The sequence below is a fragment of the Sphingobium sp. RSMS genome (assembly GCF_005406185.4).
Taxonomy (GTDB): Bacteria; Pseudomonadota; Alphaproteobacteria; order Sphingomonadales; family Sphingomonadaceae; genus Sphingobium; species Sphingobium fuliginis.
On the sequence record NZ_CM191258.1, the window covers coordinates 699536 to 721814 of the forward strand.

A 22279-nucleotide genomic window follows, 5' to 3' on the forward strand; every position below is an offset into this window, starting at 1 on the left:
GGACTGTCCATCCATGCGCCGGTCGCTGCTTCCCTTCCTCACCCTTGCCGCCATTGCCGCGCCTGCCCTGTCGCAAGACGCGGCGCCGGGGTCCAATCCCATCATCCGCGACAAGTTCACCGCCGATCCCGCGCCGATGGTCGATGGCGACCGCCTCTACCTCTATGTCGGCCATGACGAGGCGCAGCGGGACGAGATGTTCAACATGAAGGAATGGCTGGTCTATTCCACCACGGACATGCGGCACTGGACCGATCATGGCCCGATCATGAAGGTGTCCGACTTCAAATGGGCGAAGAAGGATGCATGGGCGTCGCAGACCATCCGAAAGAACGGCCGCTACTGGTTCTACGCCGCGGTCGAGCATGACAACACGCATCCGGGCAAGGCGATCGCCGTCGCCGTTTCGGACAGGCCGACCGGCCCGTTCGTCGATGCGAAGGGCTCGGCGCTGATCACCAACCAGATGACGCCAAAGGGCACCCATAGTTGGGAAGACATCGATCCCACAGTCTTCACGGACGACGATGGCACGAGCTGGATCGCCTGGGGCAATCGTCAGGCCTATATCGCGAAGTTGAAGTCCAACATGATCGAGCTGGACGGACCCATCAGGGAGATCACTCCGCCCCTTTTCGAGGAAGGCCCCTGGCTGCACAAGCGCGGCAGATTCTATTATCTGACCTACGCCTCCCTCGACAGGGCGACGCATCGGGACGAGCGCATATCCTATGCGACCGCAACGTCCCTCGACGGCCCCTGGACCTATCGCGGCGAACTCACCGGCTCTGGCAAGTACAGCTTCACCATCCATCCGGGCATCGCCGAATTTAAGGGCAACTGGTATATTTTCCTGCACAACGCCACGCTTGCGATCGGCGATCTGAACGGCGCTATCGGCCGGCGGGCCGTCACCGTCGAGCGGCTGGAATATAATCCTGACGGCACCCTGAAACCGGTGGTGCAGACCGAGGCCGGAGTAACGGCGCGCCCTGCGCGGAACTGAGCATCCCGCTCGACACATATGATTGGTAGCGCTATCACTAAGCGAGCCGCACGGGATGGTCGGCACTTCCAGGAGAGATTGATCGTGACGCACCGGACCTTAGGCCTTTTACCCCTTCCTTCTGCGCTGCTGTCCTTTTCCCTGCTCATGCTGGGCGCCGCCACCGCCGAGGCGGCGCCCGCCCGGTTCGATCGCTTTGCCTATGAAGGAAAGTCGATCGAGAAGATCGCGGTCAAGCCGGGTGAATATCGCAATCCGATCCTGACCGGCTATTATCCCGATCCATCGGTCATGCGCGTGGGGGACGACTATTATCTCGTCAACTCCTCCTTCGCCCATTATCCGGGCCTGCCGATCTTCAGGTCGAAAGACCTCGTCAACTGGACGCAGATCGGCAATGCGATCGACCGGCCGGAACAGCTCGACTTCAACGGCCGCCGCATTTCGCAGGCCGTATTCGCGCCGGCCATCAGCTGGCACGAGGGCACTTTCTACATCGTCAACACCTGCGTCGAATGCAGGGGCAATTTCATCATCACGGCGAAAGACCCTGCCGGCCCCTGGTCAAACCCCATATGGCTGCCGTTCGAAGGGATCGACCCCTCCATCTACTGGGAGGGGGACAAGGCCTATATCGTCAACAACCGCGCGCCCAACGAACCGCCCCGCTATGACGGGCACCGCGCCATCTGGATTCAGGAATATGACTGGCGCGCCGGCAAGATGGTCGGGGAAAGCACGCAACTCATCAACGGCGGCGTCGACATCAGCAAAAAGCCGGTCTGGATCGAAGGGCCGCATATCTTCAGGAAGGACGGCTATTATTATCTGACCGCGGCCGAAGGCGGCACCAGCGTCAACCATTCGCAGGTCGTGTTCCGTTCGAAGGATCTGCGCGGCCCCTACACGCCCTATGAGGGGAACCCGATCCTCACCCAGCGCGATCTTGACCCCGCGCGGTCGAACTTCATCGGATCGGCCGGTCACGCCCAACTGGTGGAGACGCAGAGGGGCGACTGGTGGGCGACCTTCCTGGCCGTGCGTCCCTATGATGGCGACGACCATTACAATATCGGCCGCGAAACCTTCCTGCTGCCGGTAACATGGAAGGACGGCTGGCCGATCATCCTGCCGCGCGGTCAGGCGATCCCCCATGCGGCGAAGCGCCCCGACCTTCCGCCGCAGCCCAGGCCGGCGATCCCGACGAGCGGCGACTTTTCCTATGTCGAGGATTTCAACGGCACGCGCCTGCCCATGCAGTGGATCGGCATTCGCACCCCGCACAAGCCCTTCTACCGGATCAGGGACGGCGCGCTGGAACTGGAGAGCGGGGCGGCCATCGGGGACCTGAACGGCGTCCCTGCCTTCATCGGGCGGCGGCAGCAGCATGCCAATGCCACCTTCTCCACCACGCTGCGCTACACGCCGGTCAAGGACGGCGACCGCGCCGGGCTGGCCGCCGTGCAGAGCGACCGCAGCAACCTCTTCTTCGGCCTGACCCGCATCGCCGGCCAGCCCGTCGTCGCGCTCTACACCCGCGATGCGGCGGACGCCGACACGCTGGTCGCCTATGCCCCCGTCGCCACGAACGGACCCGTGACCCTGACCATGCGCGTGACCGGCGGGACGGTGGCGTTCGACTATGGCGCCGGCGGCAAGACCCGGACGCTGAAGCAGGGGGTGGACGCCACGCTGCTCAGCACCCGGAAGGCCGGGGGCTTCGTGGGCACGGTCGTCGGCCCCTATCACTACACACCCGCCCCATGAGGAAGCGCGCCATGCTCCGCCCGGTCGCCGTCGCGCTGACCGCCAGCCTCTCCCTTGCCGCGCCCGCGCAGGTCTGGCGCGCCGATCAGGGCGACGGCACATATCGCAATCCCGTCCTCTTCGCCGACTATCCCGATCCCGACATCATCCGCGTTGGCGAGGATTTCTATTTCGTCTCCACGACCTTCGCAAACTCCCCCGGCGTCACCATCCTTCACTCGAAGGATCTGGTGAACTGGCGGATCGTCAGCCATGTGGTTGACCGGCTCGATGGCGACCCGCGCTATGACCTGAAGGACGGCGGCGACTATCGCCATGGTTTCTATGCCGCCAGCCTGCGCCGCCACAATGGCATGTTCTATCTGGCGGTCACGCCGGTCGGTCACAGGACGCGCATCTATCGATCGTCGACGATCGAAGGTCCGTGGACGTATCGGGAGATCGACCGGGAAGCCTTCGACCCCGCGCTGTTCATCGATGCCGACGGAACGGCCTATCTCGGCACCTCGATCGGCAGCGACGGCACGGTGACGCTGTTGACGCTCAACAAGGATTTGAGCGCCGTCACCGCCGCGAAGGTCACCTATTACAATAAGGGCGCAGAAGGATCGAAGATCATCCGCCACAATGGCTGGTACTATCTGTTCAATGCCATTCCCGGCAAGCTGGCGATGACCGTCTCCCGCTCGCGCAGCCTGTGGGGACCGTGGGAAACCAAACCATCGATCGACGACAGGACCGGCGGTCATCAGGGCGCGATCGTGGATATGCCCGACGGGAGATGGTACGGCTTCGTCATGGTGGATGCCGGCGCGATCGGGCGCATGACCAACATCAGCCCGATCTTCTGGAAGGACGACTGGCCCTGGTGGGGCACGCCCGACAGGCCCGATCACGTTCCCGAACGATCGCCCAAGCCGATCAAGGGCCATGCCTTTGCCGAACCGCCCGCCTCGGACGATTTCTCCGCATCGAAGCTCGGGCTGCAATGGCAGTGGAATCATAATCCTGACGACAGCAAATGGTCGCTGACGCAGCGCCCCGGCTTCCTCCGCCTCCACGCCACGCAGGCCGACGGCATCTGGACCGCGCGCAACACGCTGACGCAGAAGGCGCAGGGGCCAAGGATGCGCGCCGTGACGAAGCTCGACACGACGGGCATCAGGCCGGGCGACATTTGCGGCCTTGGCAGCTTCGGCAAATATAGCGCCCAACTCTCGGTCGTCGGCGGCGCAGGGGGTGCGAAGGCGCTGCGCATGATGCTGACCGAAAGCACCATGGACGGGCCGAAGACAGAGGTGCGCGTCCCGTCCCTGTCCATCGCCGGCCGCACGCTCTGGCTGCGCACCGACATGGATTTCGACGCGAAGCTGGGCCGTGTCGCCTACAGCCTCGACAACCGGAAATGGGCGGAGGTGGGCGGCAGCTTCCCGCTCGCCTTCGACTGGCGCACCGGCACCTTCCAGGGGCAGCAGATCGCGCTTTCCTGCTACAATCCCGCGCCGGCCGGCGGCTATCTCGATGTCGACAGCTTCACCCTCATGCCGCTTCCGCAGGGCGTGCGTCCATGAGCCTCAGCCGCCGTGAAACCATGATGGCGATGGCCGCGGGCACCGCCGCGCTCGCCGCCGCCCGGCCGGCAGACGCCGCACCTGGAGCGCAGCATCCGCTGACGCTCTGGTATCGGCAGCCCGCCGCGACGTGGACGGAAGCGCTCCCGATCGGGAACGGACGCCTTGGCGCGATGGTGTTCGGCGGGGTGGCGCGGGAAAGGCTGCAACTCAACGAAGGCACGCTCTGGGCCGGCCAGCCCTATGATCCGGTCAATCCGGAGGCGAAGGCGAACCTGCCCCAGGTGCGCGAACTCATTTTCGCGGGCAGGATCGCGGAGGCCGAAGCGCTGGCCAACAAGACGCTGATGGCAAAGCCGCTGGCGCAAATGCCCTATCAGACGCTGGGCGACCTGATCCTCGATTTTCCGGACGTCGGGCAGGCGGCCGCCTATCACCGCGAACTCGATCTGGACAGCGCGATGGCAACCACCCGCTTCACCGCCGGCGGCGCCGCCCATGTCCGTCAGGTGGTCGCCTCCCCCGCCGACAATCTGATTGCCGTCCGCCTCTCCTCGACCGGCAGGCTCGACATCGATATTTCCCTCCGCTCCTCCCAGAGCGGCGTTCAGGTCGCTGCGGACGGCGCCGCCGGCCTGCTGCTCACCGGCCGCAACGGCGCGTCCAAGGGGATGGAGGGCAAGCTCCGCTTCGCCGCCCGCCTGACCGCCCGCGTGGAGGACGGCAGCGCCACCCACGGCGCAGACGGCCGCCTCAGCATCCGGGGCGCGAAGTCGGTCACTCTGTTCCTCGCCATGGCGACCAGCTTCAGGCGGTTCGACGATGTCGGCGGCGATCCCGTCGCCGGCACCGCCGCGACGCTTGGCCGTGCGCAAGACCGCCCCTTCGCGACCATCGCCGCGGATGCCGCCGCCGCGCACCGGCGGCTGTTCCGCCGCGTCAGCCTGGACCTTGGCACGTCGCCGGCCGCCCAGCTTCCGACCGACCAGCGCATCGCCGCATCGCAGACCAGCGACGATCCCGCGCTCGCCGCGCTCTATTTCCACTATGCCCGCTACCTGCTGATCTGTTCGTCGCGCCCCGGCGGTCAGCCCGCAAACCTGCAGGGGCTCTGGAACGACAGCCTCAATCCTCCCTGGGGCTCCAAATATACGATCAACATCAATACCGAGATGAATTACTGGCCAGCCGAGCCGGTCGCGCTCGGCGAATGTGTCGAGCCGCTGGTGGAGATGGTGCGCGAACTCGCCGTCACGGGCGCGCGCACCGCCCGGACCATGTATGGCGCGCGCGGCTGGGTGGCGCATCACAATACGGACCTCTGGCGCGCCACCGCGCCGATCGACGGTGCGCAGTTCGGCCTGTGGCCGACCGGCGGGGCGTGGCTCTGCGTCCATTTGTGGGATCATTATGACTATGGCCGCGATCGCGCCTATCTTGCGTCCATCTACCCGTTGCTGACGGGCGCGGCGCGCTTCTTCCTCGACACGCTCCAGCGCGATCCGGCGACCGGCTTCCTCGTCACCAATCCGTCGATGAGCCCCGAAAACCCGCACGGCCACGGCGGCACCGTCTGCGCCGGGCCGACGATGGACATGGCGATCCTGCGCGACCTCTTCTCCCGGACGATGGAGGCCGCGAAGATCCTCGGCCAGGACGCCGCCCTTGTCAGCGAAATGCAGGCCGCGCACGACGGGCTCGCCCCCTACAGGATCGGGCGGCGGGGCCAGCTCCAGGAGTGGCAGCAGGATTGGGACGCCGACGCGCCCGAACAGAATCACCGCCACGTCTCTCATCTTTACGGCCTGCACCCCTCGCGCCAGATCACGCCGGACGGCACCCCCGCGCTCGCCGCCGCCGCGCGCCGCACGCTGGAAATCCGCGGCGACCGCGCGACCGGCTGGGCGACCGCCTGGCGCATCAACCTCTGGGCGCGCCTGCGCGAGGGCGATCATGCGCATGAGATATTGCGCTTCCTGCTGGGGTCGGAGCGCACCTATCCCAATATGTTCGACGCCCACCCGCCATTCCAGATCGATGGCAATTTCGGCGGCGCGGCTGGGATCGTCGAAATGCTGATGGACAGCCATGGCGACGTCATCGACCTGCTGCCCGCGCTGCCCGCGGCCTGGCCCACCGGCGGCGTCACCGGCCTGCGGGCGCGGGGCCGCTGCGGCATCGATCTCCACTGGCGCGATGGGCGGCTGGACCGGGCCATCATGCGCCCCGAACTCAGCGGGCGCCGCACCATCCGCCTCGGGACGAAGAGCCGCCCCCTCACCTTCAAGGCCGGCCTGCCGGTCACATTGACGCTCAAGGATTTTGCATGACCCTGCGCCGTTTCCTCCTGCCGACCGTGGCGCTGTGCGCCGGCACCGCGCTTTCCGCGCAGTCGCCGGTGCAGACCGCTGACCCGCTCGCCCCCACCGGCCGCTGGTCCGCCTATCGGGCGGGCAGCGCGCAAGTGCCGCCCATGGGTTGGAACAGCTGGAACGCCTTCTTCACCCATGTGGACGAGGAAAAGCTGATGGGCTCGGCTGAACGTATCCGCGACACCGGCCTCGCGCAGAAGGGCTATCGTTACATCAACATCGACGATGGCTGGTGGATCAGGCGCCGGGTGAGCGACGGCAAGCTGATGATCCGCACCGACAAATTCCCCTCCGCGCGGGTCAAGGGTGATCCCAGCTTCCGCCCGCTAACCGACAGGCTGCACGCCATGGGGTTCAAGGCCGGCATCTATTCCGACCTCGGCCGCAATATCTGCTCGCAAGCCTATGCCGATGGCAGCGAGCAGCTTCCCGAGGGCAGCGTCGCAGAACGCGAAGTCGGCCTTTACGGCCATACCGACCAGGATATCCGCCTCTTCTTCGCCGACTGGGGCTTCGACGCGATCAAGGTCGACGGCTGCGGCATCCGCGCCTACGCCGCCGACGCCGAGCGGGTGAAGAGTGGGCAATATCGCGCCTTGGCGCCGCTGATCGACCAGCACAGCATCAGCCGATCGAACATCCCGGCGGTCAAGGCGCTGTTCGCCGACATCAACCAGTCGCTTGCCCGATATAATGCCGATGGCGACTATATGCTCTCGCTCTGCATCTGGGGCAGCGCCAATGTCCGGAGCTGGGGCAAGGATGTCGGTAACATCTCGCGCACCAGCGACGACATTTCGCCGGATTGGGGACGAATGCTCACCAATTACGACAGCGCCGCCCGCCGTGCCCTATACGCGCATCCGGGAAGCTGGAACGATCCCGACATGCTCTTCATCGGCAAGGGTGATTTCGATGCGAACCACCTGATCGAGGCGAAGTCGCATTTCTCCCTATGGGCGATGATGAACGCGCCGCTGCTGATCGGCGCGGACCTGCGCGTCACGCCGCAGCCGCTGATCGACATTTTCGGCAATGCCGACATCATCGCGCTCAACCAGGACCCGGCCGGCAATCAGGCGGTCATGGCTTTCGACGCGGACGGCTTCCAGATTCTCGTCAAGACGCTGGCCAACGGGGACAAGGCGGTCGCCCTCTTCAATCGCGGCCTTGCGCCGGTGGACGCGATCCTGACCGCCGATCACCTGAAGTTCCGCGCCGACCACCCGATCGCGCTCGCCAATCTCTGGACGGGGGAGAAGAGCAGCTTCACGCATGACATGAAGCTGCGCGTCGCTCCCCGCGAAACGGTCGTGTTCCGCGCAAGGGGCGACCGGACGCTGGCCGGCGGCCTCTACCTGTCCGAACAGCCCGGCATGGTGAATCCGGCGGCGGACGGCGTGGTGCAGCCCGAACCCGATCCCACCATCTATCGCTCGATCCCCAACTGGCGCGGCACGCGCGGGATCGGGGAGCGGCCGATGTATGCCGGCTGGGGCGGCGCGATGGCGGACTTCACCCCCTATAACCAGCCGCTCGTCATCGCGGGCAGAACCTATGGCTCGGGCATAGGCATTTTGGCCAACAGCCGGCTTGAAGTGCGCAACGCCGGCTTCGCCCGCTTTGCGGCGCAGGTCGGCGTGGACGACAGCGCGCTCGACGGGGATCAGGCGGTGCGCTTCTTCCTCTATGGCGACGGCAAGCCGCTCGCCAGCACGCCGCCGATGCGCCGGGGCGCGCCGGCCCAGGCGATCGCCGCGGATGTGAAGGGGATCAAGCTGCTGGAACTGGTCGCCCGCGCTGACGGCGCGAAGGGCAATGCCGTTCCGGTGAGCTGGGGGGACGCAGCGTTGCTGCGCTGATCCCCCCTCCACCCGTTACCGCGTGATCGGCAGCTCGAACGATCCGACCGGCAGCGGCGCTTCGTCATAGAGGTTGACGACCGGCGATTCCGCCCAGGCATAGCGCACGCGCGTCGCCGGCAGGCCGTCGCCCGCCAGCACGATGCGCGTGCCTTCCACCCGGCCGGGTACGAAACGGCAGCTTCCGGCCGCTGCTCCGCACAGTTCGAAGCCGATGGCCTGACTCGCGCTGCGCATATGCAGCCCGCCGGTCAGCCCGGTGAACTCGACCGCCGCGCCGCCGTCCGTCGTCGCCACCGCCCGCGCCGCTTGCGGGCCGGTGCGCGACACCGGATCGCCATAGGCGACGGCGCGCATCGCCCGTGCCAAGCGGCGGCCGACCTCCTGCTTTTCGCCCGGATGGATGTCGAACGGGTCGCCCAGGTCGATGGCCGTGGCGAGGCCGCCATGCGCATCCCGCGCCATCGCCTGATATTGCACCTGGCGCATCGCCGCCCAGCCGCTTTCCCCCGGCTGCGTCACCGGCGCGCCGTAAGCGGCAAGCTGGACCGCGACGAAAGCGAGGTCGGGCGAACCGAACTGCCGCCGCCAATCCTCCATCATCGCCTTCATGCGGTCGGCATAGCCGGGCAGGTCGACGTCCGATTCGCCCTGATACCAGGCGACGCCTTTCAACCCTATCGACCCCAGCGGCGCGATCATGCCGTTGTAGAGCGTGCCCGAACCGGTCGTGTCGCCCCACGGCACGCGCGGCGCGCCCGCCGGCGACCTGGCCGGCACCGCATAGCGCCAGCCGTCGCCCAGCGGCAGGTCCCCGCCCTGCCCCTGCCCAAGCCCCAGTTTCATGACGTCCGCCGGGCCGGACAAGCCGCCATTGGCATAGTTGTCCTGCACATTGACGATCAGCACATTGCGTCCCGGCTTCAGCACGCCGGGGGGCAGGTCGAACATGCTCGGCTGCCAGCTTCGGGCGCTCATCGCCACCGGCTTGCCATTGATCCACACCCGGCCGACATCGTCCAGCAGTCCGAGGGAGAGGGTGGCCGCCTGCTTCGCCTGCGCCGCCGTCAGTTCGATCTCCCTGCGGAACCAGACCATGCCATTATAGTCGGCCAGCGCGGGAACGCCCCATTGTTCCCAAGGGCCTATGCTGGGCACGTCCTGCCATGCGATGCTGCTGTCCGGCTGCCAGGGTTCCTTGCCGGCGGCATCCCCGGTTTCCTTGCGCCACCATTTTTCCCATTCGGCGCTGGCCGCCCGCTCCGCCGCAAAGGGATCGCGCCCATGCAGCGATACGAGCGCCGATTGCGCCGCCTGTCCGACCGCCGCCTGCGCCCGCGCGCCCATCCACGGGCTGATCCGCGATCCGCCCCAACTGCTGGCGATGGCGCCGATCGGCACGCCGGCCGTCTTCCGCAATTCCCGCGCCATATAATAGCAGGCGGCTGAGAAATCGGCCACGCTGTCCGGTCCGGCCGGGCGCCAGGACGGCGCCTGCCGGAAGTCGCGCAACGGATCGTCCGCCACAGCGCGCGGCACCAGCATCAGGCGCAATCGGTCATCGGCCGAAGCGCGGATCTGGCCCACCGCATCCTGCGCATTGCGGACCTCCAGCTCCATGTTCGACTGGCCCGAACAGAGGAAGACGTCGCCCACCGCCACATCCTGCGCGACCGCGCTGCCCGACGGAGCGCGGGCCTCCAGCGTCACCGGTCCTGCGGTGGCGAGCGGGCCGAACTGCGCCGCGAAACGGCCTTCGCCGTCGGCGCGGACCTGCCGGACCTCACCCGCCAGCGTGACCGAGACGGCTTCGCCGGGATCGGCCCTGCCCGTCACCGTCACCGGATGATCGCGCTGGATGACGGCATGATCGCCGAACATGGGGTCGAAGCGCGGCGCGGCCAACGCCGGAGCCGCGCTCAGCGCGACCAGACTGACGGTCGAACCCAAGTGCCAGATGATGTTGCGGGAAAACATAGGCCGTTCGCTCCTCCCTGTCCTGTCGGCCCTGTCCCGGGCCGTCACGCGCAGGGATAATCCATTTTCCTCCGGCGGCAACCGGATTTGTTATCGCTACCACCGAAAGGCGCCTATTTCGCCGTTCCGAAATCGAGATGGCTGGCGAAGAACGGGATCAGCTTGTCCTGAAAACGCCATGCGACCCGGTTCGTATGATCGCCGTCGTAGATTTCGAAGCTGTTGGCGATGCCATAGCGGTCGAGTGCTTCGTGAAGCGCCCGTGCGTCGTCCTTCAGCCCGTCCTTGTCGCCCACATCGATGGCAATCGCCCTGTAGCGGCGCAGATTGCCGATATATTGGTCGACGAAGGCCAGGGGCGCATTGGCCGCCCAGCGGGCGAGAACCTGCGGCTGCACCTGGCCGTCCTTGACCGGCAGGTCCAGATAGAGCGGCGGGTTCCCGGGATTGGGGGACCAGGCCGCGGCGGTCGCAAGCTGCGCCCTGAGGAAGAAAGGCAAGGCAGCCGAATCGGCAGGAGTCTTCACCGCCTCCAGCGCCTTCAACGCTGCCGCGTCCATCTGCCCGGCGCTGCGCGGGGACAGGCAACAGGGGCTCATCATGTAAAGGGCGCCGAACATGTCGGCATGCTTCATGCCGATGCGGCTGGTGCCGTAACCGCCCATGCTGTGCCCCGCCAGGCCGCGACTTTCGCGGCGGGGGATGGTGCGGTAATGGGTGTCGATATAATGGACCAGATCACGCGCTATGAAGGTTTCGAAGTCTCCCGTCGTCATCGATCCCGAATACATCGACCCATTATGGACAGTCTTCGAATCGGGCAACACCAGGATCATCTCCCGCGAGCCCTTCGCAAAGGCATTCTGCACAGTCGTCGGGACATGGATTTCCTTCGTCCATTGTTCCACCCCGATGGAATAACCGTGCAGCGCATAGATGACGGGATAGCGCCGGCCCGGTTCGCGGCCATAGCTGGGCGGCAACAGGACCAGGACGTCGCGGTCGGCCGCCTCCCCCTCCAGATTGCCTTCGATGGACGGCGCATGCACCTTGATCCGCTCCACGGTCACGGCTTTCGCGCCTGCCACCGCCGGCGGTCCGCCCGTCGCCACCTGCGTCCCGCCGGGCGCGGCGCTCATCGCCAATGCCGATCCGACCATCGCGGCCATGATCATCTTCTTCACATCATCCCCTTTCCATCGCATGTCATTTGTCTTCAAGCTCCTGTCTTCCAGGCTCAGGCGCCCCGCAGCATCCGCATGACCAATGTCCGGATACGGCCATAATTGCCCTTCGCCAGCGGCCCCAGGACGCCATGCCGCTCCTCCGGCAGATGCGCCAGCGGATGGCCGTTCGGCCGGAAGACGTAATGATCGAAATAGGCGCGCCACGCGGCGCGCTCACGCTCGGGCCGCTCGGCCAGGGCGATCATCGCCAGCAGCATCGCCGCATAGGGCGAATCGGGGCCCGCCGCGAACCCGTCCCACCAATAATTCACGAGGATGTTGACGTCGTCGAGCGCCTCTACCTGATGCCACCAGAGCTTGGGCAGATAGAGCGCGTCGCCCGGAGCGAGATCGACGACGAGGGCCCTTGCCCGCGCGGCCGCGAAACGGGGATAGGTCGCCGCTCCATCGGGTGCGCCCGCCGCCATGGAAACGGGCTGGCCGGACAGCGTATGGTCCACCGGTCCGACATAAAGATCCCCGATGGCGTCCGGCGGATAAAGGGTGAAGCGCCGCCGTCCCGCCACCACGCAGGCGAGATTGTCGTAACTGTCATAATGACAGGCGACCGTCGACCGGTTGCCGATCCAGAGGCGCGGATGAACGCCAGCGCCCACCAAATTGCAGGGATTCTCCTCGGCGAAACCGGGAAAATGGGAATCGGCGGGCAGCGATCCCAGATAGGCGGTTTCGCTCCCGCTTTCGGCATTGGCGGCGATCCGGCCCAGCGCATCGCCGATACTGGCCGTTTCCCGCGTGAAGTTGAAGCCGCCGGGGCCGTCGCCATAATGATAACGTCCGCCAAGCTCGGCGCCCGCGGTAAAATATTCGGCGCTCGAACTGGCGGCGAATCGGGCGACATAGTGCAGCGCCGCCGTCCCGCCCTGCCCGCCGGCCGCCACTGCCGGCCAGTTGTTGAACCGCCCGCGGATCGCCGCGGGTCGGCACAGGGCGGCGAATGCGCGCAGATCGTCAGCCGCCGTCATATCGGCCGCCGCGAACGCCTCGATCACGGGGCTGGCGTCGCCCATGTTCAGGCCGGCACCGCCAGCCGTTCATTGCGGCGGCGCGCCATCAGCGCGATGTGCCGGAGCGAGCCGATCATGGCATAGGCGCTTTGCATATGCCCCGCCCGGAACAGCTTGAGCACCGTCGCATCGTCCAGATCGCCAAGCGCATCCAGGCTGATCGTGTAGAGCCCGTCGAGTCGCAGCCTTTCCCCATCATCGAAGTTGAGAGAGATGTCGATCGGCTCGATCAGGCGATGGGCCAGCATCTCCGCGATGAAGGCGTCGGTATCCGCGGCCCCTGCCATCAGGCGGCCCAAGGCATTCTGCACGGCCTTCAGCGATGCCGTGGGCGCGCCCTGCGCATCGAACAGCGATTCGCCCTCCCGCCCGGCAAAACGGTCATGGGCGGGATCGAAGGCGATGCTCTCCCCCAGAGCGAAGAAGCCCTCGCGATCCGCCTCCAGCGGCCGGAATGCCGGTCGGCCGTCGGGCGAATCGATCAGACATTCCCCTCTTTTGAAGCCCATCAGCGCCCCGGCATAGAAAGCGCCGGTTTCCGCATGTTTGGAAAACAACAGGGGACAGGCAGCGGCCGCAGCCGCAAATTCGCCGACCACGATGCGGACGAAGGGATCGCGTCCCTCGTTCGCGGGCCGCATCCGCAAGGTTGCGTGCAGTTCGCTGTTCAGCAGTTCCACCTCTTCCATATCCTCTCCCACCTTGTTGACGGCCGCTCGGCTTGCCGCTTCGGCCGGCTTTTTCCCCATGCGGAGGCTGCATCCTGGCGGATAATGATTACGCCTACAATTCCGCTTGATCGCGCGTTTAGATAGCGCTACCATTTTCAGCAGAAAAAAAGAAGGCCTGGGTGAGGATGATCAAATCCGCTTAGAAAAGCGGGACAAATCACCCTGATCAAGAAAACATGATCGCCGCAGCAATAGTGCCGCGGCGTTCGGGCGAGATATTGTCTGAACAAGGGGAGGATCATGACGTATAGAATGACCAAGGCCGAACCGGCGCGCGGCCGTGCCGCGCTTGCGGCGACGGCAAGCCTGCTGGTCCTGGCCATCGCCGTTCCGGCCACGGCCCAGGACGCCGCGCCGGCCAGCGATGCCGACATCATCGTCACCGGTATTCGCGGCTCATTGCAGCGCAATCTCGACATCAAGCGCGATTCTTCCGGCGTCGTCGACGTCATTTCTGCGGAAGACATCGGCAAGTTCCCGGATTCGAACGTCGCGGCGTCGCTCCAGCGCCTGCCGGGCGTATCGATCAATCGCGCCGGTTCGCGTGGCGAGCCGGACGGCATCACCGTTCGCGGTTTCGCCGGAGACTTCAACGAAACGCTGATCGACGGTCGCAGGATTTCGACGGCGACCGGTGGACGATCGGTCGACTTCACCACTGTCGGATCGGACTTCGTGGGCCAGCTGGCAGTCCTCAAGACGCCCGACGTTTCCTTGTCGAGCAGTTCGATCGGCGCAACCGTCAATATCTCCTACCCCAAGCCCTTCGATCACCCCGGCACCCGCGTCGCGATGAGCGCGGCCGGATCGGTCCAGGACGATGCCGGCAAGATCGTGCCGACGATCGGCGGCCTGTTCAGCACCACCTTTGCCGACGACACAATGGGCATCCTTGTCGACGCGGTCTATACCCGTCGCGATACCCAGGTGAACCGCGTCTATGTTTCGGGTTGGCAGGGCGGCCGGTTCGCGCCGTGCCAGCTTGCAGGCAGCACCGCCGCAAGCTGTTCCCCGACGTCGGATACTGAATCCGCCGCCTGGGCGACCCCGACCAACCGGCAGAATGTCGTCGGCTGGTATCAGCAGCAATATGGCGCCGACCAGCGCTATACCAAGGATGAACGCATCGACGGCCGCATCGCCTTCCAGTGGCAGCCTTCGGACGACGTGATGCTGACCATCGACGACAATTATTCGCGCCAGAAGATCGTGACCGACATTTCCGGTTTCGGCATGTGGTTCAACCAGGGCGACCTGCGCAATGTGGAGCAGGACGAGAACGGCACGACGATCAATTTCATCCAGGCGGGCACGCCGACCGACTTCACGGCCGGCCGCGACAGCCGTCTGCTGGAAACCAATCAGGTCGGCGTCAACCTGAAATGGGATGCGACCGACAATCTGAAGTTCGAAGCGGACGCCTCCTACGCCAAGAGCCGGCAGAACCCCGGAAACCGGATCGGCAGCGAGAATGGCGACATCGGCTATGGCGGCCTGCTCGGCACGGCGCTGGGCGTCCGCGTGACCGGCGACAGCAAGAACAGCTTCCCCGAACTGACGACCTATGGCCCGGCCGGCGATCAGTCGCGCTGGAGCGATCCCACCATCATCGGTTCGCACGTCACCGTTCGGTCAGTCCAGAAGAACTCCGATGAGATCAAGCAATTCCGTCTCGGCGGCACCTGGGAGGACGACAGCTTCCGCGTGAAGTTCGGCGGCCGCTATATGGAGGACCGCTTCCGGCTGGAGAACCGCAACACCTTCGCCAATAATTTCTGGCAGGCCTATGCGGGCTACGGCACACCTTCGGGCCGGAATACGGGCGTGCCGATCCCGACCAGCCTTTATGGCCGTCCGATCAGCCTGAACAACTGGATTCCGGGCTTCTCCGGCAATCTGCCGCCGGAACTGCTGGCCTATGACCCGCGCGCCTATCAGGAATATCTGGAAGGGTTGGGCAATCCGCAGACGACGAACATCCCGGGCTTCAACTATGCCGATCCCACGGTCGGGCCGAATTTCACGGGAGCCTTCGACCTCGCGCTCGATCCCGGCAGCGTCCAGGACATCAGGGAACGAACCTGGTCCGCCTATGTCAGCGTGAATTTCGAACATGAGATTGCGGGGATGCCCTTCCGCTTCAATGCGGGGGTTCGCGAGGAGATCACCAACCTGACGTCCAGCGGCGTCGGTCGCCTGCCCATTGCCCTTACGGGCAGCGCCGCCGACCCGACGCTCCTCAACGTCACCTTCTCCGAAAGTCAGCCGATCTCGACGAAGAGCAGCTATTCCTATCTGCTTCCCAGTCTGGATATGAAGCTGGAGGTCACGGACAATTTCCACCTCCGCTTCGACGCATCGCGGACATTGACCCGTCCTTCGCTCAACACCCTGACGCCCGTTCTGAACGTCGGTGTGGGCCAGCGCGTCGGCGCGCTGACCGCGACCGGGGGCAATCCAAGATTGCAGCCTTTCCTCGCGGACAATTTCGACTTCGCGGCGGAATGGTATTATCAGCGCAACTCCTATGCGGCGGTGAACTTCTTCATCAAGGACGTGTCGAACTTCATCGTTGCCGGCACGCAGCGCCAGACCATCAACGGCGTGGTCGATCCGACGACGGGCCAGCCGGCCGTCTTCACCGTGTCGCAGCGGGTCAACGGCCCGTCCGCCACGATCAAGGGCGTGGAACTGGCATGGCAGCATGTCTTCGGCGACAGCGGCTTCGGCTTCAATGCCAACGCCACCTTCGTCGATACGAACAAGCCCTATGACAGGACCGACCTGTCGCAGAGCGGTTTCGCGGTGACCGGCCTTGCCAACAGCGCGAACTTCGTCGGCTTCTACGACAAGAACGGCTTCCAGATCCGTGCTGCCGTCAACTGGCGCGACAAATATCTGCAGGCCTTCGGCCAGGCGCAGAACAATTCGGCCTTCGGCGCCGAACCGACCTTCGTGAACGAGGCGTTGCAGGTCGACCTCAGCACCAGCTTCGACATCACGAAGCAACTGACCATCTTCGGCGAGGCGCTGAACCTCACCAACGAAACGGTCAGCACCCATGGCCGGTTCAGCAACCAGTTGCTTGACGTCTATGCCTATGGCCGGCGGTACACCGCAGGCGTTCGTTACCGCTTCTAACCTGTCTCGCCCTGGGGGGATGTCGGTTGACATCCCCTCCCTTTTTGGCGTTCCTTCCCGCTTTCCCTATCAAGGCTGTCGCCATGGTTCATCCCGTCCGCAACATCGTGATCGTCGGCGGCGGGACCGCCGGATGGCTGACCGCCGGCGTGATCGCCGCCCGCCATCGCAGCCGCATCGGCAACGGCTTCACCGTGACGCTGGTCGAATCCCCCAACACGCCGATCATCGGCGTGGGCGAAGGGACATGGCCGACGCTGCGCACCACCCTGTCGCGCATGGGCATTTCCGAAACCGACCTGTTCCGCGAATGCGACGCCGCCTTCAAGCAAGGGGCGCGCTTCGCCCGCTGGACGACGGGAACGCCTGACGACGGCTATTACCACCCCCTGATGCTGCCCCAGAATTTCGGGCAGGTGAACCTTGCCCCCCATTGGCTGGCGGGCGAGGGGGATGAAAGTTTCTGCGACAGCGTCTGTTCGCAGGGCCGCATCTGCGACGACGGCCTGGCGCCCAAGACCATCGCGACCGCCGAATATGACGCGCTGGCCAACTATGCCTATCATCTGGACGCGGGCAAGTTCGCGCCCTTCCTGCAACGCCATTGCTGCGAAAAGCTGGGCGTCCGTCATGTTCTGGCCGATGTGGAGCAGGTGCTGATGAAGGAGGATGGCGACATCCGCGCCATCCGCACCACCCAGGCCGGCGAGATCGAGGGCGACCTGTTCGTCGACTGCACCGGATTCAAGGCGCTGCTGATCGAAGGCGCGATGAAGGTGCCGTTCAGGGACTGCAACGACGTGCTGTTCTGCGACACCGCGCTCGCCATGCAGGTGCCCTATGAGCGGCCCGACAGCCCGATGGCGTCGCACACCATCTCCACCGCGCAGAGCGCGGGCTGGATCTGGGACATCGGCCTGCCGACCCGGCGCGGCATCGGCCATGTCTATTCCAGCAACCATATTTCCGACGAAGAGGCGGAACGGGAACTGCGCGCCTATATCGGTCCGCTGGCCGAGGGGCTGGGCGCGCGGAAAATCGCAATCCGGTCGGGCCATCGCGAAACCTTCTGGAAGGGCAATTGCGTCGCCGTGGGCCTGGCTGCGGGCTTCCTCGAACCGCTGGAGGCGTCGGCCATCGTCCTCATCGAACTGTCGGCCAAGATCATCGCCGAGCAGATGCCCGCCTGCCGCGAGGTGATGGACATCATCGCTTCGCGCTTCAACGCCACGACCCATTATCGCTGGGGGCGGATCATCGATTTCCTGAAGCTGCATTATGTGCTGACGAAGCGCACCGACAGCGATTTCTGGCGCGACAATGTTCGGGAGGAGACCATTCCCGATCGTCTGAAGGAACTGATGCTGCTCTGGCGTTACCAATCGCCCTGGTTCCTCGACGAGTTCGACCGGGTGGAGGAGGTCTTCCCGGCGGCGAGCTACCAATATGTGCTTTACGGCATGGGATTCCGGACAGAGGTCGACCGGCCCGCCCTGGCGCGCGACGCCCATCTGGCGGACCGCGCCCGGCGGGAAAATACCGCCATGACGGCGAAGCTGCGCGCCGGCCTGCCGCGCCATCGCGATCTGATCGACAAGATCGTGGCCCATGGACTGCAACCGGTCTGACGGCCATATAATTTGTCGTACAAGATTGCCTTCGCAAAATGGTAGCGCTATCGTTGCGGGAATAACCAGAGAGGATCAGCATGCCCATGAAGTTGCGCGCATTGGAAGCCCTGCCGCTCGCCGCCCTGTTGCTCGCCGCCGGATGCCAGCAGTCGCAGCCGGCGAACGAAGCCCAGCCGAAGGCCGAAGCGAAGCGCGACGCATCCGAATATCTGTCGCAGCCGCTGGTCACGGACATCTACACCGCCGACCCGTCCGCCCATGTGTGGAACGGGAAGATCTACGTCTATCCCAGCCACGACATCGACGGGCCGACGCCGGAGGACGATCTGGGCAGCCATTTCGAGATGCGGGACTATCGCATCCTGTCGATGGACAGGATCGGCGGCCCCGTGACGGTCGGCCCGGTGGCGCTGGATGTGAAGGACGTGCCTTGGGCCGACAAGCAGATGTGGGCGCCGGACGCTGCGTACAGGAACGGCACCTATTATCTCTACTTCCCGGCCAAGGACAAGGCGGGCGCCTTTCGCATCGGCGTCGCCACGTCGAAGGACCCGATGGGTCCGTTCAAGGCGCAGCCGCAGCCGATCAAGGGCAGCTATTCGATCGATCCCGCCGTCTTCACCGATGATGACGGATCGAGCTATATGTATTTCGGCGGCATCTGGGGCGGACAGCTTCAGCGCAATGTCGACGGCAAATATGATCCCGATGGGTCGAAGACCGATCTGGGACAGGACGACAAGCCCGCGCTGGCGCCGCGCGTCGCGAAGCTGACCGGCGACATGCTGGAATTCAGCGAAGCGCCCCGCGCGATCCAGATCCTGGACGACAAGGGCAAGCCGCTGCTGGGCGGCGACCATGACCGCCGTTTCTTCGAGGCGTCGTGGATGCACAAATATAAGGGCAAATATTATTTCAGCTATTCGACCGGGGACACCCATTATCTGGTCTATGCCATCGGCGATTCACCCTATGGCCCCTTCACCTACAAGGGCCGCATCCTGGAGCCTGTGGAAGGATGGACGACCCATCATTCCATCGTCGAATGGAACGGGAAATGGTGGCTGTTCTACGCCGACAGCCAGTTGTCGGGCCAGACCCGCCTGCGCAACGTGAAGGTGACCGAACTGCATTATAATCCCGACGGCACGATCCGGACCATCAATCCCTTCGTCGCCAAGGGGACGAAGGACGGCGCGGCCCATTGAGCGCGCCGGGCGCGGGGGAAGTGCCATCCCCCGCGCCCCACCGACCGGACGAGACATATCGAGTGACGCTGAAAACAGCGCGCTTCTTGGGGAGATAATCATGAAGACCGCTTTCGCCTTGCGCGCGGCCGGCGCGATATTGTGCCTCGCGACCCCGGCAACTGTCCATGCGCAGGCCACGGACATATGGGCGGAGGCCGACGGCAAGGCGCGGGAGATCGTCGACAGGCTGACGCTGGACGAGAAGGTCGGACAGCTTCTGAACGTCGCTCCCGCGATCCCGCGCCTCGGCATCCCGGCCTATAACTGGTGGACCGAATCCCTTCATGGCGCGATCGGGGCGGTGCCCACGACCAATTTTCCCGAACCTATCGGCCTTGCCGCCACATTCGACGCGCCGTTGATCAGGCAGGTCGCCGCCACCATCGGCACGGAGGTCCGGGCGCTGCATAGGCTGGGACGGCAGACCGGGCATCTCGGCCGGATCGGCACGGGCCTCGACACATGGTCGCCCAACATCAACATCTTCCGCGATCCGCGCTGGGGCCGGGGGCAGGAAACCTATGGCGAAGACCCCTATCTGACGGCACGGATCGGCGTCGCCTTCGTCCAGGGCATGCAGGGGGACGATCCGGACCTGCCTCTGGTCGTCGCCACGCCCAAGCATTTCGCGGTCCATAGCGGCCCCGAACCCAGCCGTCACACCGACAATATCTTCGCCACGCCGCACGATCTGGAGGACACCTACCTCCCCGCCTTCCGCGCCGCCATTGTCGAGGGCAAGGCCGGGTCGATCATGTGCGCCTATAACCGCGTCGACGGGCAACCGGCCTGCGGCAGTCATATGCTGTTGCAGGACTATCTACGCGGCGCATGGGGCTTCAAGGGCTATGTCGTGTCCGACTGCGACGCCGTGGTCGACATTTACGAGCATCACAAATATGCGCCCGACGCCGCCACCGGCGTTGCCGTCGCGCTGCGCTACGGGGTCGACAGCGAATGCAACAATGCGACGCTGGGCGGACGCACCGACCTTGGCGATCGATACAAGGAATCGCTGGCGCGGGGCCTTATCGGCATGGGCGACATCGACACCGCGCTCGTCCGGCTCTTTTCCGCGCGATACCGCAATGGCGACCTGCCGGGCCTGTCCTCCCGCAAGCCCAACGCGATCCCCCCGAGCGCGATCGGTACGCCGGATCATCAGGCGCTGGCGCTGAGCACCGCGGAAAAGAGCCTCGTGCTGCTCAAGAATGACGGCGTCCTGCCGCTGAAGCCCGGGACGAGAATCGCGCTGGCTGGGCCTTTGGCGGATGCGACCCGCGTACTGCGCGGCAATTATTCCTCGGCCAAGAGCGCTCCGCCCATTTCGGTCGCGGAGGGCCTGAAACAGGTCATGGGCGCGGACAGCGTGACGGTGATCCCCTTCAGTCCGTCGATCACGGACGGCGACCTCGTCCCCGGCACCGCGCTGCTGACGCCGGACGGCAAGCCGGGAATCAAGGCCGAATATTTCAACGCCACGGGCAAGGACCAGTTTGCAACCCGGCCGGTGCTGACGCGGACCGAAACCAGCATCGTATCGCGGGCGGCCGAGTTCAAACAGGTGTCGGACCAGCATCGGGTGTGCTGGAGCGGCTATCTGGTCGCACCGGAAACCGGCCTCTATCGGCTGGCGCTGACCGGAGTGAAGGGCGAGGTCTCGCTGAACGGCAAGCCCGTCGTCTCCGCCAGCGAATATTCGCGCTGGGCGGAACCGCTGAAGCTGGTCGAGGTGCGCATGACCAGGGGCGAGCGCTACGCCATCCGCCTGCAGGGCGAGAGCGGCGTCGCCGCCAGCCCGGCGATCTTCTGGAAGCGCGTTACCGACGATCTCGACCGTGATCTGACAGCGGGCGCGAAGGATGCCGATGTCGTCGTCGCCGTGGTCGGCCTGACCTCCGACCTGGAGGGCGAGGAGATGCCCGTCAAGGTGGAGGGTTTCGACGGCGGCGACAAGACGACGCTGGACCTGCCCGCCGACCAGCGCGCCTTCCTGGAAAAGGCCAGGGCGCTGGGCAAGCCGCTGGTCGTCGTCGCCATGAATGGCAGCGCCATCGACCTGTCCTGGGCGAAGGAGAATGCCGCCGCCATTGTCGAAGCCTGGTATCCGGGCCAATCCGGCGGGCTGGCGGTCGGCAATGTCCTTTCGGGCAAGGCCGATCCGGGCGGCCGACTGCCCGTCACCTTCTACAGGAGCGTCACTGACCTGCCGCCCTTTACCGACTATGGGATGGAGGGGCGCACCTATCGCTATTTCAGGGGCAAGCCCGTCTATCCCTTCGGCCACGGCCTCAGCTACACCAGCTTCCGCTACGCCCCGCTGACGGTCGAGCCGGTGAACGGTTCGGTCGAGAATGGCCTGAAGGTGCGCACCGCCATCACGAACACGGGTGCAAGGGCGGGCGACGATGTCGCGCAGCTCTACATCACGCCGCCACGGTTCGAGGGCGCGCCCCGCCTTGCCCTGCGCGGCTTCCAGCGGGTGACGCTGAAGCCCGGCGAGACCCGGAATGTGGAATTCACCTTGAGCCCCCGCGACCTCAGCTTCGTCACCATGGCGGGGGAGCGCGGGCTGATACCGGGCGATTATGGCCTGAGCGTCGGCAGCGGCCAGCCGGGCGACGGCGTGCAGGTCCAGCAGGCCCGCTACAGCATCGCCCGGATGATCCCGCTGCCCAAATAGGTTTCGCCCATTCCGCCGCCATTTTCCGAAGAGG

At 65.3% G+C, this 22279-nt stretch carries 13 protein-coding genes; 9 read left to right on the forward strand and 4 right to left on the reverse strand.

Annotated elements, in window-relative coordinates:
- The first annotated feature begins 13 nt into the window (after positions 1 to 13).
- From EGM87_RS21155 to EGM87_RS21175, 5 genes are all read left to right on the forward strand, one after another.
- Positions 14 to 1006 (forward strand): glycoside hydrolase family 43 protein, encoded by a 993-nt coding sequence (locus tag EGM87_RS21155; protein ID WP_065846427.1) that lies wholly within the window; start codon positions 14 to 16, stop codon positions 1004 to 1006.
- Between the two features lie 147 nt (positions 1007 to 1153).
- Positions 1154 to 2773 carry a glycoside hydrolase family 43 protein gene (locus tag EGM87_RS21160; protein ID WP_065846436.1) on the forward strand — a complete coding sequence of 540 codons (1620 nt, stop codon included), beginning with the start codon at positions 1154 to 1156 and terminating at the stop codon, positions 2771 to 2773.
- Between the two features lie 11 nt (positions 2774 to 2784).
- Positions 2785 to 4344 (forward strand): glycoside hydrolase family 43 protein, encoded by a 1560-nt coding sequence (locus tag EGM87_RS21165; RefSeq protein ID WP_137709108.1) that lies wholly within the window; start codon positions 2785 to 2787, stop codon positions 4342 to 4344.
- Positions 4341 to 6674, forward strand: a complete 2334-nt coding sequence (locus EGM87_RS21170) for a glycoside hydrolase family 95 protein (protein WP_137708889.1) — start codon at positions 4341 to 4343, stop codon at positions 6672 to 6674. Before EGM87_RS21165 ends, EGM87_RS21170 begins: the two co-directional genes overlap by 4 nt.
- Positions 6671 to 8578, forward strand: coding sequence for an NPCBM/NEW2 domain-containing protein (locus tag EGM87_RS21175; RefSeq protein WP_137708888.1), 1908 nt, complete (start codon positions 6671 to 6673; stop codon positions 8576 to 8578). Before EGM87_RS21170 ends, EGM87_RS21175 begins: the two co-directional genes overlap by 4 nt.
- 15 nt (positions 8579 to 8593) lie before the next feature.
- Here the strand turns inward: EGM87_RS21175 and EGM87_RS21180 are convergent, their stop codons facing one another.
- From EGM87_RS21180 to EGM87_RS21195, 4 genes are all read right to left on the reverse strand, one after another.
- Positions 8594 to 10555: a sialate O-acetylesterase gene (locus tag EGM87_RS21180; protein WP_137708887.1), complete on the reverse strand. Its 1962-nt coding sequence runs from the start codon at positions 10553 to 10555 to the stop codon at positions 8594 to 8596.
- A 113-nt stretch (positions 10556 to 10668) separates the two neighbouring features.
- Positions 10669 to 11730 carry an alpha/beta hydrolase gene (locus EGM87_RS21185; RefSeq protein WP_253719225.1) on the reverse strand — a complete coding sequence of 354 codons (1062 nt, stop codon included), beginning with the start codon at positions 11728 to 11730 and terminating at the stop codon, positions 10669 to 10671.
- 62 nt (positions 11731 to 11792) lie between these two features.
- Positions 11793 to 12812 (reverse strand): cupin-like domain-containing protein, encoded by a 1020-nt coding sequence (locus EGM87_RS21190; RefSeq protein WP_137708886.1) that lies wholly within the window; start codon positions 12810 to 12812, stop codon positions 11793 to 11795.
- A 2-nt stretch (positions 12813 to 12814) separates the two neighbouring features.
- Positions 12815 to 13558, reverse strand: coding sequence for a SapC family protein (locus EGM87_RS21195; protein ID WP_229742661.1), 744 nt, complete (start codon positions 13556 to 13558; stop codon positions 12815 to 12817).
- A 234-nt stretch (positions 13559 to 13792) separates the two neighbouring features.
- Here EGM87_RS21195 and EGM87_RS21200 point away from each other — a divergent pair, with 234 nt between their 5' ends.
- The 4 genes from EGM87_RS21200 (at position 13793) to EGM87_RS21215 (ending at position 22245) form a co-directional block, all read left to right on the forward strand.
- The gene (locus EGM87_RS21200; protein ID WP_137709106.1) at positions 13793 to 16681 is read left to right on the forward strand and encodes a TonB-dependent receptor; all 2889 of its coding nucleotides are present in this window, start codon (positions 13793 to 13795) and stop codon (positions 16679 to 16681) included.
- A gap of 83 nt (positions 16682 to 16764) precedes the next feature.
- Entirely contained in the window at positions 16765 to 18309 is a 1545-nt protein-coding gene (locus tag EGM87_RS21205) for a tryptophan halogenase family protein (RefSeq protein WP_099186496.1), read from the forward strand.
- A gap of 80 nt (positions 18310 to 18389) precedes the next feature.
- Positions 18390 to 19520: a glycoside hydrolase family 43 protein gene (locus EGM87_RS21210; RefSeq protein WP_025772339.1), complete on the forward strand. Its 1131-nt coding sequence runs from the start codon at positions 18390 to 18392 to the stop codon at positions 19518 to 19520.
- A 100-nt stretch (positions 19521 to 19620) separates the two neighbouring features.
- Complete coding sequence (locus tag EGM87_RS21215) at positions 19621 to 22245, forward strand: glycoside hydrolase family 3 C-terminal domain-containing protein (RefSeq protein WP_137708885.1); 2625 nt, start codon at positions 19621 to 19623, stop codon at positions 22243 to 22245.
- Positions 22246 to 22279 lie beyond the last annotated feature (34 nt).

Coding starts and splice junctions, on each gene's coding strand:
- EGM87_RS21155 (WP_065846427.1), top strand. CDS start 14: ATGCGCCGGTCGCTGCTTCCCTTCCTCACCCTTGCCGCCATTGCCGCG.
- EGM87_RS21160 (WP_065846436.1), top strand. CDS start 1,154: ATGCTGGGCGCCGCCACCGCCGAGGCGGCGCCCGCCCGGTTCGATCGC.
- EGM87_RS21165 (WP_137709108.1), top strand. CDS start 2,785: ATGCTCCGCCCGGTCGCCGTCGCGCTGACCGCCAGCCTCTCCCTTGCC.
- EGM87_RS21170 (WP_137708889.1), top strand. CDS start 4,341: ATGAGCCTCAGCCGCCGTGAAACCATGATGGCGATGGCCGCGGGCACC.
- EGM87_RS21175 (WP_137708888.1), top strand. CDS start 6,671: ATGACCCTGCGCCGTTTCCTCCTGCCGACCGTGGCGCTGTGCGCCGGC.
- EGM87_RS21180 (WP_137708887.1), bottom strand. CDS start 10,555: ATGTTTTCCCGCAACATCATCTGGCACTTGGGTTCGACCGTCAGTCTG.
- EGM87_RS21185 (WP_253719225.1), bottom strand. CDS start 11,730: ATGATCATGGCCGCGATGGTCGGATCGGCATTGGCGATGAGCGCCGCG.
- EGM87_RS21190 (WP_137708886.1), bottom strand. CDS start 12,812: ATGGGCGACGCCAGCCCCGTGATCGAGGCGTTCGCGGCGGCCGATATG.
- EGM87_RS21195 (WP_229742661.1), bottom strand. CDS start 13,558: ATGGGGAAAAAGCCGGCCGAAGCGGCAAGCCGAGCGGCCGTCAACAAG.
- EGM87_RS21200 (WP_137709106.1), top strand. CDS start 13,793: ATGACCAAGGCCGAACCGGCGCGCGGCCGTGCCGCGCTTGCGGCGACG.
- EGM87_RS21205 (WP_099186496.1), top strand. CDS start 16,765: ATGGTTCATCCCGTCCGCAACATCGTGATCGTCGGCGGCGGGACCGCC.
- EGM87_RS21210 (WP_025772339.1), top strand. CDS start 18,390: ATGCCCATGAAGTTGCGCGCATTGGAAGCCCTGCCGCTCGCCGCCCTG.
- EGM87_RS21215 (WP_137708885.1), top strand. CDS start 19,621: ATGAAGACCGCTTTCGCCTTGCGCGCGGCCGGCGCGATATTGTGCCTC.